Genomic DNA, 9,527 nt, shown 5'->3' with positions numbered 1-9,527 from the left:
CGGGAGATCGCGGCCTCGACGACCTCGCGGATCGAGGCGCGGCGCGACCGGATCTGGTCGACCAGGCCGACCGCATCCAGGTCGCCGAGGACGTCGTCACCGAAGGCATGGACGCGAGTCATGGCCGACAACCTACTCAGGCGGCGGACGCGCATCCCCGGCGATGGCAGCCCACGAGATGGTCGTCCACCAGGCCGATGGCCTGCATCAGCGCATACATCGTGGTCGGCCCGACGAAGACGAACCCCTGCTTCTTGAGCCCCTTCGACAGGGCCACGGACTCCGGCGAGACGCTCGGCACCTGGTCGGTGGTCTCCGGCGCGGCCGGCTGCTCCGGGCGGAAGGACCGCACGTAGTCCTCGAGCCCGCCCCGCTCGCGCAGGCTCACCGTCGCCTGCGCGTTGGTGATCGCCGCACGCACCTTCAGCCGGTTGCGCACGATCCGGGCGTCGCCCATCAGCCGGTCGAAGTCGGCGTCGTCGTACGCCGCCACGACGTCGGCGTCGAAGCCCGCGAAGACCTCCCGGAACGCCTCGCGCTTGTTGAGGATGGTCAACCACGAGAGCCCCGACTGGAAGGCCTCCAGCGTGAGTCGCTCGAGGTGCGCCGCCTCCCCGTGCACGGGCGCGCCCCACTCCGCGTCGTGGTAGGCGCGGTAGACCTCGCTGCCGGCACCCCAGGGGCAACGCGCGAGGCCGTCCTCGCCGACGACGGGACCGCTGCCGCTCATCGCCGCATCAGGAGAGGTACTCCGGGGGCTCCCAGCCGAACCGTTCGCCCTCGTCCCACTGCGCGCGCTGGTTCCCGTGGCCGGGGACCCCGCCGGCGTCGCGGAGCATGGCGGCGAGGTGCATCAGGTTCCACGTCATGAAGGTGGTGTTCCTGCTGGTGAAGTCGTTGTGCGGCCCACCGCTGCCGGGGTCGAGGTACGACGGCCCGGGGCCCGCCTCGCCGATCCAGCCCGCGTCGGCGTTGGGCGGGATCGTGTACCCGATGTGCTGGAGGCTGTAGAGCACGTTCTGGGCGCAGTGCTTGATGCCGTCCTCGTTGCCGGTGATCAGGCATCCCGCCACCCGGCCGTAGAAGAGGTACTGGCCCTTGTCGTTGACCTGCCCGCTCAGCGCGTAGAGCCGCTCGATGACCTGCTTGGTGATGCTGGAGTTGTCACCCAGCCAGATCGGACCGGCGATGACGAGGATCTGGCTGTCGAGGATCCGCGGGTAGATCTCTGGCCAGTCGTCGGTCTCCCATCCGTGCTCGCGCATGTCCGGGTAGACGCCGGTCGCGATGTCGTGGTCGATCGCCCGCAGCATGTGCACGTCGACGCCGTGCTCACGCATGATCGCCGCGCTTGCGTCGACCAGCCCCTGCGTGTGGCTCGGCTCCGGACTGCGCTTGAGCGTGCAGTTGATGTAGGTCGCCCGCAGGCCGCTGAAGTCCGCGAAGCCGCTGTCCCCGTTGGTCATGCACCCAACTCTGGCGGGCGGGGGCACCGGTGCACAACGGGTCAGCGGCGTTGCTTGAGCCGAACGTGGGGCATCTCCGGGGCCGGGATGGGGGGCAGGTGGTCGCCGACCACCACCCCGAACCGTCCCTCGGACACGTCCTGGCTGTCCGACACGACGGCACCTGCGTCGCTGATCTGCGCCTGCCACTCCTCGCGGAACCCGACCACCTCGTCATGGGTGCGCCCCACGAAGTTCCACCACATGACGATCGACTCCCCGAACGGCTCGCCTCCGAGGAGCAGCAGGCGGACCGGGCCGTCGTACGCCGAGAGCTCGAGCGCCGCCGACCCCGGAGGGACGTAGACGAGCTCGTGCTGCTTGGTCTCCTGGCCGGCCACGGCCAGGACCCCGTGGTCCACCAGCACACCGTGCTCGAACGCCGGGTCGACGTCGAGCGTGAGCCGGGTGTGCGGCTCCAGCCGCAGCTCGGCACCCAGCAGTGGTGAGTACGTCGTCACCGGGGAGCGTTCACCCAGCAGCGATCCCAGGAACACCCGGGCCCGCCACCCGTCCCCGGAGACGCTCCCGGGCACGTAGTGCTCGAAGCCCGGATCGGTGTCGCGCGCCGACTCGGGCAGGGCGACCCAGAGCTGCGCTCCGTGCAGCGTGGTCGTCGAGCCGGGCGACACCTCGGAGTGGCTGATGCCCCGTCCGGCGGTCATCAGGTTCAGCTCGCCGGGTCGCACCATGGCGTGGTGGCCTGCGCTGTCGCGGTGCTCGACCTCGCCCGTGAACAGCCAGCTCACGGTCTGCAGTCCGGTGTGTGGGTGTGGGGCCACCGACATGCCGCCGGAGTCGGCCACCTCGTCGGGGCCGTAGTGGTCGAGGAAGCACCACGCCCCGATCAGCGACCGGTGCCGCTGCGGGAGGGTACGGCGTACGTGCATCGCGCGCGGGCCACCCAGCGGCACCTCCCGTGGCACCATCACCTCGACGGCAGCCGCTCCGGTGGTGCACACGATCTCGTCCGGGTCGCGCTCGGGGTTGGTCACCCCTTCACTATCGCGCAGGTCCGGTCACACCGGGAGCCTCAGCCGAGGTGCTGGGGCTCGACGTTCCGCTTGCCCTCGTCGCCGCGCCCCGCGGGGGTGATGGAGCCGGCGTCGCTCGCATCGCGCACGCCCTCATGACCGCCCTTCGCAGCCTCCAGGGAGATCACGATGGACTTCGATGCCGGCTGGTTGCTTCCCTCCGCGGTGTGGTTCAGGGGCACGAGCGGGTTGGTCTCCGGGTAGTAGGCCGCGGCGCACCCGCGCGGCTGGTCGTAGGCGACCACCCGGAACCGCGGCGCCTGCCGGGTGGTGCCCTCCTCGTCGACGCTGACCAGGTCGACCATCGCACCCTCCTCGAAGCCCAGGGCCACGATGTCGTCGGGGTGCACGAACACCACCCGACGACCGCCCGAGATCCCGCGGTAGCGGTCCTCCAGCCCGTAGATCGTGGTGTTGAACTGGTCGTGCGACCGGAACGTCTGCAGCAGCAGGTGGCCCTCCGGCACGTCCAGCACCGAGGTCGGGCTGACGGTGAAGATGGCCCGGTCCGCCTCGGTGGGGAAGGTGCGGCTGTCGCGCGGCGGGTGGGGCAGCGTGAAGCCGCCGGGTCGGTCGATCTTCTCCTCGTAGGAGTCGAATCCCTTCACCACCCGCGAGATGCGCCGGCGAATCTGGCCGTAGTCGGAGCGGAAGTCCGCCCAGGGGATGTCGTACCGGTCGCCGAGCGTCGCCAGGGCGATCGAGCAGACGATGTCGACCTCCGAACGCAGGTCCGCGGACGGTGGCTCGAGCGGCCCCTGCGACGCGTGCACGGCCGACATCGAGTCCTCGACGGTGACCCGCTGGCGCCGCCCGCCGGTCAGGTCCTTGTCGCTCCGACCGAGCGCCGGGAGGATCAGCGCCTCCTGGCCGTGCACCACGTGTGAGCGGTTGAGCTTGGTGGAGACGTGCACGGTCAGCGCGGCCTGTCGGAAGGCCTCCTCCGTGGCCTGGGTGTCCGGCGCCGCGGACACGAAGTTGCCGCCCATGCCGATGAACACCTTGGCGTCACCGTCGCGCAGGGCCTTGATCGCGGCGACGCTGTCGAGGCCCTGCTCGCGCGGCGGGTCGAACCCGAACTCGTCGCGGAGGCTGTCCAGGAAGTGGGCCGGGGGGCGCTCCCAGATGCCCATGGTCCGGTCGCCCTGGACGTTGGAGTGACCGCGCACCGGGCAGAGACCCGCGCCGGGCTTGCCGATGTTGCCCTGGAGGAACGCCACGTTGGCGATCTCCTTGACCGTGGCCACGGCGTTGCGGTGCTGGGTGATGCCCATCGCCCAGCAGAACACGGTCGCGTCGGAGTCGCGGACCATCCCCGCGGCCTCCTCGATCTGCTCGCGGGTGAGCCCTGTCGAGCGGAGCACGACGTCCCAGTCGAGGGCGCGCAGGTGGTCGGCCCACTCCGGGAAGCCGGTGGTGTGCTGCTCGACGAAGTCGTGGTCGACGCAGTCCCACTCCAGCAGCAGGGCACCGATCGCCTGGAACAGCGCCAGGTCGCCGTTGAGCCGGATCGGCAGGTGCAGGTCGGCGAGGGCGGTGCCCTTGCCGACGACGCCGCGTGCCTTCTGGGGGTTCTTGAACCGGACCAGGCCCGCCTCCCGCAGGGGGTTCACCGAGATGATCCGGGCGCCGTTGTGCTTCGCCTTCTCCAGCGCGGTGAGCATGCGGGGGTGGTTGGTGCCGGGGTTCTGGCCCGCGATCACGATCAGCTGTGCCTCGTGGATGTCCTCCAGGGTGACCGAGCCCTTGCCGATCCCGATCACCTCGGCCAGCGCCACGGAGGTGGACTCGTGGCACATGTTGGAGCAGTCCGGGAGGTTGTTGGTGCCGAAGGCGCGGGCGAAGAGCTGGTAGGCGAACGCGGCCTCGTTGGAGGTCTTGCCCGAGGTGTAGAAGATCGCCTGGTCCGGCGTAGCCAGGGCGTTGAGGTTCCGCGCGACCACCTGGTGGGCGTCCTCCCACGAGATCGGCTCGTAGTGGGTCCCGCCGCTGCGCAGGTACATCGGCTCGATGATGCGACCCTGCTGCCCCAGCCAGTAGTCGGTCTTCTCCTGCAGCTCCGTCATCGGGTGGGCCGCGAAGAAATCGCTACCGATGGTGCGTCTGGTGGCCTCCTCGGTGACGGCTTTGGCGCCGTTCTCGCAGAACTCTGCGTGGGCGCGTTCGCCCGGGGCCGGGTCGGGCCAGGCGCAGCCCTGGCAGTCGAACCCGTCGACCTGGTTGAGCTTGAGCAGGGTGCGGGTGGTTCGCACCACGCCCATCTGCTCGATCGCCCGTTTCATCGACACGGCGACGGCCGTCGGGCCGGCGGCGGCGTGGGCCTCGCCCTCGACTGCCAGGTCGGTCTCGTCGATGTCGTGTCTCGGCGCGCGTCTCGTCATCCGTCCCACCCGCTAGTAGTACCCCAAGACCGCGCGCGGAAACCGCGCGCCTGGATGACCCCGGCGATCGCGAAGCAGACCGCGCCGGCGAAGGTCCCCCAGTTGACGAGACCGACGTTCACCGGCTCCGAGGTCGCCGGGCGGACGAACGCGGCGAGGCCGGCCAGGAGGAAGAGGTAGGACCCAGCCTGGTTGACGGCCGCGACCCACCAGTCCCGCTCCCCCGGGCGGATCCGGAGCCGGCCGTCACCGACGTCGAGCATCGCCAGGTGCCCGGAGACCAGGAAGCAGACGCATCCGAGCATGTCGGGGAACCAGACCCACGTGTTGGACTGCCGCGGGGTGAGGCCCGCGGCGAAGGCGGCCACCAGGCTGACGGCGAACAGCAGGGTGCCCGCGAACAGCACCACCGCGCTCGACCGGGCACGGGAACCGGTGGCCGACGCCAGGACCGACAGCCATCCGCCGAGGCTGAAGAAGGCACCACCGACGAGGTAGGTGACCTCGACCGTGAGCAGGTCGGCCCCGGTCTGGGCGAGGAGGGCCCCGGCCGCGAACAGCGAGCCGCCCACGGTGAAGGACGCTCCGGCGAGGTGGTCGTCCCGGCTCGCCCGAGCCTTCTGCCGCGCCTGGGCACCCTCGTCAGGCACGGCCACGCCCACTCACGAGTTGGAGAAGACCGCGGGTCCGCCGTCACCCTCGCCGTCGGCACCGGGTCCCCGACCCGCCCAGGTCCAGGCGTACGCCGGGTCCTCGGCCGCGAGCCCTCCCTCGCCGAGGTCGAGCGGGGCGAAGGTGTCGACCATGACGGCCGACTCCTCGAAGTACTCCACGCCGAGCGAGGCCTCGATCGCGGAGGGCTGGGGACCGTGCGCGTGCCCGCCGGGGTGCAGGGAGATCGAGCCGATGTTGATCCCCGACCCCTTGCGGGCTTCGTAGTCGCCGCCGACGTAGAACATGACCTCGTCGCTGTCGACGTTCGAGTGGTAGTAGGGCACCGGGATCGCGAGCTCGTGGTAGTCGACCTTGCGGGGCAGGAAGTTGCAGATCACGAAGTTGTGGCCCTCGAAGACCTGGTGCACCGGGGGCGGCTGGTGGACCTTGCCGGTGATCGGCATGTAGTCCTCGATGTTGAACGTGTAGGGGTACAGGCAGCCGTCCCAGCCGACCACGTCGAAGGGATGGGTCGCGTAGGTCATCCGGGTGCCGAGCACCGCGCCGCCCGCGCGGTGCTTGACCAACACCTCCACGTTCTCGCCCTCCACCACGAAGGTCTCCGTGGGTCCGACGAGGTCGCGCTCGCAGTAGGGCGCGTGCTCCAGGAACTGCCCGAACCGGGAGAGGTAGCGCTTCGGCGGGGCGATGTGACTGTTGGCCTCGATCGGGTAGAGCCGACTCGCCTCGCCCACCACCCACCGGTGGGTGGTGGCCCGCGGGACGATCACGTAGTCGCCGGTCCGGTAGGAGAGGGTCCCGAACACGGTCTCCACGACGCCGGATCCGGACTCGACGTAGACGCACTCGTCGCCGATCGCGTTGCGGTAGTACGGCGACGCGCCGGGCCCGGCCACCACGTAGCCGATCCGCACGTCGTTGTTGCCCAGCACGAGCCGGCGTCCGGTCACCGCGTCGGCGGTGGCGTCACCCTCGAACAGCGTGTGCAGCTCGAGGTGCCGGGGCTTCAGCGGATGGTTGGGGGTGCGCGTCTGGTCGGGCAGCTCCCAGACCTGGCTGTCGACGATCGCCGACGGCACTCCGCGGTGGTAGAGGAGCGAGGAGTCCGAGGAGAACCCCTCCTCGCCCATCAGCTCCTCGCGGTAGAGCTGGCCGTCGGGATCCCGGTGCTGCGTGTGCCGCTTGGGCGGGACGCTGCCGAGGCTGCGGTAGTGGGCCATGGTTCCTCGATGTGTCCTGTTATCGGACGATGTCGTCCGCTATCCGTCTCGCCATTAGGGTAGTCCCGATGTCAACGCAACTGCCCGACGTGTGGAGGCACCTCGTCGACGACGCCGCCATCTTCCCACCCGGCGACAGCCCCCGGCCCGACGCCGTCGGGGCCTACACCAGCCGCCGTGAGCAGTGGTACGCCGACCTGGTCGGCTCATTCGTCGTCACCGACGTCAAGATCCCCGACGTCGGGGCGCCCGCCCTGCCGCTCTCGATCGTGGTGACCGGCGGCGCCGGCGCGATCGCCGGCGCGGCCAGGCTCGCCGTGAAGTCCGGCAACCTCGTGGCCGGGCTCGAGATCGCCCTGCGGGACCTCGACGACCTCGCCGGCAACGCGCGGCGGGTGGTCGCCGCCGTCGACGCCCTCCGGGCCGAGGGAGGCCTCGACGAGGAGGTCCCGGTCTACGTCGAGCTCCCGCACCAGGACACCGGCCATGCCTGGCTCGCGGCGGCCGACGAGGTGTCGGGGGCCGAGCTCCGGCTCAAGTTCCGCACCGGCGGACTCGAGGCCGACGCGTTCCCCCACGCCCGGACCCTCGCCGCCTGGATCGACGCGGCCCTGGACCGGGAGACGCCGTTCAAGTGCACGGCAGGCCTGCACAACGCCGTGCGCCACACCGGTGCCGACGCCCGCGACCACCCCGTCGACAGGCATGGCTTCCTCAACGTGCTGCTGGCCACCAGGGTCGCCTTCGACGGCGCCGGGCGCGACGACGTCGTCGGCCTGCTCGAGCAGCGCGACCACGAGGCGCTGCTCGGCCTCTGGCGCGACCAGGGCGACGATGCGATGGCCCGCGCCCGCCGCTGGTTCACGTCGTTCGGCTCCTGCAGCGTGACCGAGCCCCTCGACGACCTGATCGCCCTCGGACTGCTGGAGGCACCCCGATGAACACCTGGGTCGAGGGAGCCGCCGGCTCCCTGTTCGACATCGACAACCTGCCGTACGGCGTCTTCTCCCGCCCCGGCGAGGAGCCGCGGGTGGGGGTCCGGATCGGCGACCAGGTGCTCGACCTGGCACCGGTCGCCGCCGCCGAGATGCTCGACGTGCACCACGTCTTCGAGGAGCCGACGCTCAACCCGCTGATGGCCGAGGGACCGCAGGTGGCCGCGTCGATCCGCCGGTGGATCACCGGGCTGCTGACCGACGAGACCGAGCGCGGGCTGGTCGAGCCGCACCTGCTGCCGCTGGCCGAGGTCGAGCTGCTGCTGCCGGTCGAGGTCGCCGACTACGTCGACTTCTACTGCTCGCTGGAGCACGCCACCAATGTCGGCCGCATCTTCCGGCCGGACGCCGAGGCGCTGCTGCCGAACTGGCGCCACCTCCCGGTCGGATACCACGGCCGCGCCGGCACGGTCGTGGCCAGCGGGACCGAGGTGGTGCGCCCGTCCGGACAGCGGAAGCCACCGGAGGCCGACGCCCCGACGTACGGGCCGAGCGCGCGTCTCGACATCGAGGCCGAGCTGGGCTTCGTGGTCGGCACCCCCTCGGCCCTCGGCCACCGCGTCGGCGTCGACGACGTCGCCGGGCACGTGTTCGGGCTGGTCGGCCTCAACGACTGGTCGGCCCGCGACATCCAGGCCTGGGAGTACGTCCCCCTGGGACCCTTCCTCGGCAAGTCGTTCGCGACCTCGATCTCCCACTGGGTCACGCCGCTCGCGGCGCTCGACGCCGCCTGGGTCGACCTCCCCGGCCAGGACCCCGCCCCGCTCCCCTACCTGCAGGGCTCGGCGGCCCGGGGCCTGGACATCGACATCGAGGTCGAGCTGAACGGCGAGGTGGTGAGCCGACCGCCGTACGCCTCCATGTACTGGTCGCCCGCCCAGATGCTCGCCCACATGACCGTCAACGGCGCCTCCCTGCGCACCGGCGACCTGTTCGCCTCCGGCACCGTCTCCGGCGCCGAGCGGGAGCAGCGCGGCTCGTTCCTCGAGCTCAGCTGGGGCGGGAAGGAGCCCTTCGCCGGCGGTCACACGTTCCTGGAGGACGGCGACGAGGTGGTGCTGCGCTACACCGCGCCCGGCACCGGCGGCGGGCGGATCGCCCTCGGCGAGGTCGCCGGCACCGTCGTACCCGCCAGGTGAGCCACGTGCAGGAGGCGGCGTACTGACCGCCTAGCCTTGGCGCGTGGGCCTCCTGACTCCCCTCGCCGTCAAGATCGGCTCGATCCCGTGGATGCCGAAGCTGCTCCCCCAGATCGTGACCGTCGACAAGGCCCTGCAGCGCGTCTCCCGGGGGAGGGTGAGCGTGCTGGACATCGCCGGCCTCCCCAACCTCGCCCTGACCGTGCCCGGCCGGAAGTCGGGCGTTCCGCGCACCACGCCCCTGCTCTGCGTCCCGCACGACGGCGGTTGGCTGATCGCCGGGTCCTACTTCGGCGGGCCGAAGACGCCGGTGTGGGTCTACAACCTCCGCGCCGCCGACAGCGCCGAGGTCCGCTTCGCCGGAGCGACGTACACCGTGTCCTGGCGCGAGGTCGAGGGCGAGCAGCGCGCCGCGATGTGGCAGGTGATGCTCGGCACCTGGCCCAACTTCGCCCTCTACGAGCAGCGCACCGACCGGACCATCCCGGTCTTCTACCTCACCCCACGCTGAGGGCCCCACTACTGTGGCCGGGGTGCAGCTCGGTCAGTACCCCGCTCCCGGCCACGTCGTGGCCCAC

The 9,527-nt window shown here is 71.1% G+C and carries 9 protein-coding genes; 3 read left to right on the top strand and 6 right to left on the bottom strand.

What is annotated here, in order from left to right:
- Positions 1-136: 136 nt before the first annotated feature.
- From VFN12_RS11295 to VFN12_RS11270, 6 genes are read right to left on the bottom strand one after another with little or no spacing between them, the layout of a single operon-like run.
- On the bottom strand, positions 137-730 hold the full coding sequence (locus VFN12_RS11295; protein WP_325118781.1) for a DNA-3-methyladenine glycosylase I: 594 nt from the start codon (positions 728-730) through the stop codon (positions 137-139).
- Positions 731-737: 7 nt separating this feature from the next.
- On the bottom strand, positions 738-1,466 hold the full coding sequence (locus VFN12_RS11290) for a flavodoxin family protein (protein WP_325118780.1): 729 nt from the start codon (positions 1,464-1,466) through the stop codon (positions 738-740).
- A gap of 41 nt (positions 1,467-1,507) precedes the next feature.
- The gene (locus VFN12_RS11285; RefSeq protein ID WP_325118779.1) at positions 1,508-2,500 is read right to left on the bottom strand and encodes a pirin family protein; all 993 of its coding nucleotides are present in this window, start codon (positions 2,498-2,500) and stop codon (positions 1,508-1,510) included.
- A gap of 38 nt (positions 2,501-2,538) precedes the next feature.
- On the bottom strand, positions 2,539-4,920 hold the full coding sequence (locus VFN12_RS11280) for an FdhF/YdeP family oxidoreductase (RefSeq protein WP_325118778.1): 2,382 nt from the start codon (positions 4,918-4,920) through the stop codon (positions 2,539-2,541).
- Positions 4,917-5,570, bottom strand: coding sequence for a hypothetical protein (locus VFN12_RS11275; protein WP_325118777.1), 654 nt, complete (start codon positions 5,568-5,570; stop codon positions 4,917-4,919). The genes VFN12_RS11280 and VFN12_RS11275 overlap by 4 nt, the downstream gene beginning before the upstream one ends.
- Before the next feature lie 12 nt (positions 5,571-5,582).
- A complete protein-coding gene (locus tag VFN12_RS11270; protein WP_325118776.1) occupies positions 5,583-6,815 on the bottom strand; it encodes a homogentisate 1,2-dioxygenase in 1,233 nt (410 codons plus the stop codon).
- Between the two features lie 68 nt (positions 6,816-6,883).
- On the opposite strand from VFN12_RS11270, the gene VFN12_RS11265 reads away from it, so the two are divergent.
- The 3 genes from VFN12_RS11265 to VFN12_RS11255 are packed head-to-tail and all read left to right on the top strand — an operon-like array spanning position 6,884 to position 9,460.
- Entirely contained in the window at positions 6,884-7,756 is an 873-nt protein-coding gene (locus VFN12_RS11265) for a hypothetical protein (protein WP_325118775.1), read from the top strand.
- Entirely contained in the window at positions 7,753-8,949 is a 1,197-nt protein-coding gene (gene fahA / locus VFN12_RS11260; protein ID WP_325118774.1) for a fumarylacetoacetase, read from the top strand. Before VFN12_RS11265 ends, fahA begins: the two co-directional genes overlap by 4 nt.
- 43 nt (positions 8,950-8,992) lie before the next feature.
- The gene (locus VFN12_RS11255) at positions 8,993-9,460 is read left to right on the top strand and encodes a nitroreductase family deazaflavin-dependent oxidoreductase (protein ID WP_325118773.1); all 468 of its coding nucleotides are present in this window, start codon (positions 8,993-8,995) and stop codon (positions 9,458-9,460) included.
- Positions 9,461-9,527 lie beyond the last annotated feature (67 nt).

Source organism: Nocardioides sp., assembly GCF_035703625.1.
Classification (GTDB): Bacteria; Actinomycetota; Actinomycetes; order Propionibacteriales; family Nocardioidaceae; genus Nocardioides.
This window is presented reverse-complemented; position numbering and strand designations above follow the sequence as displayed.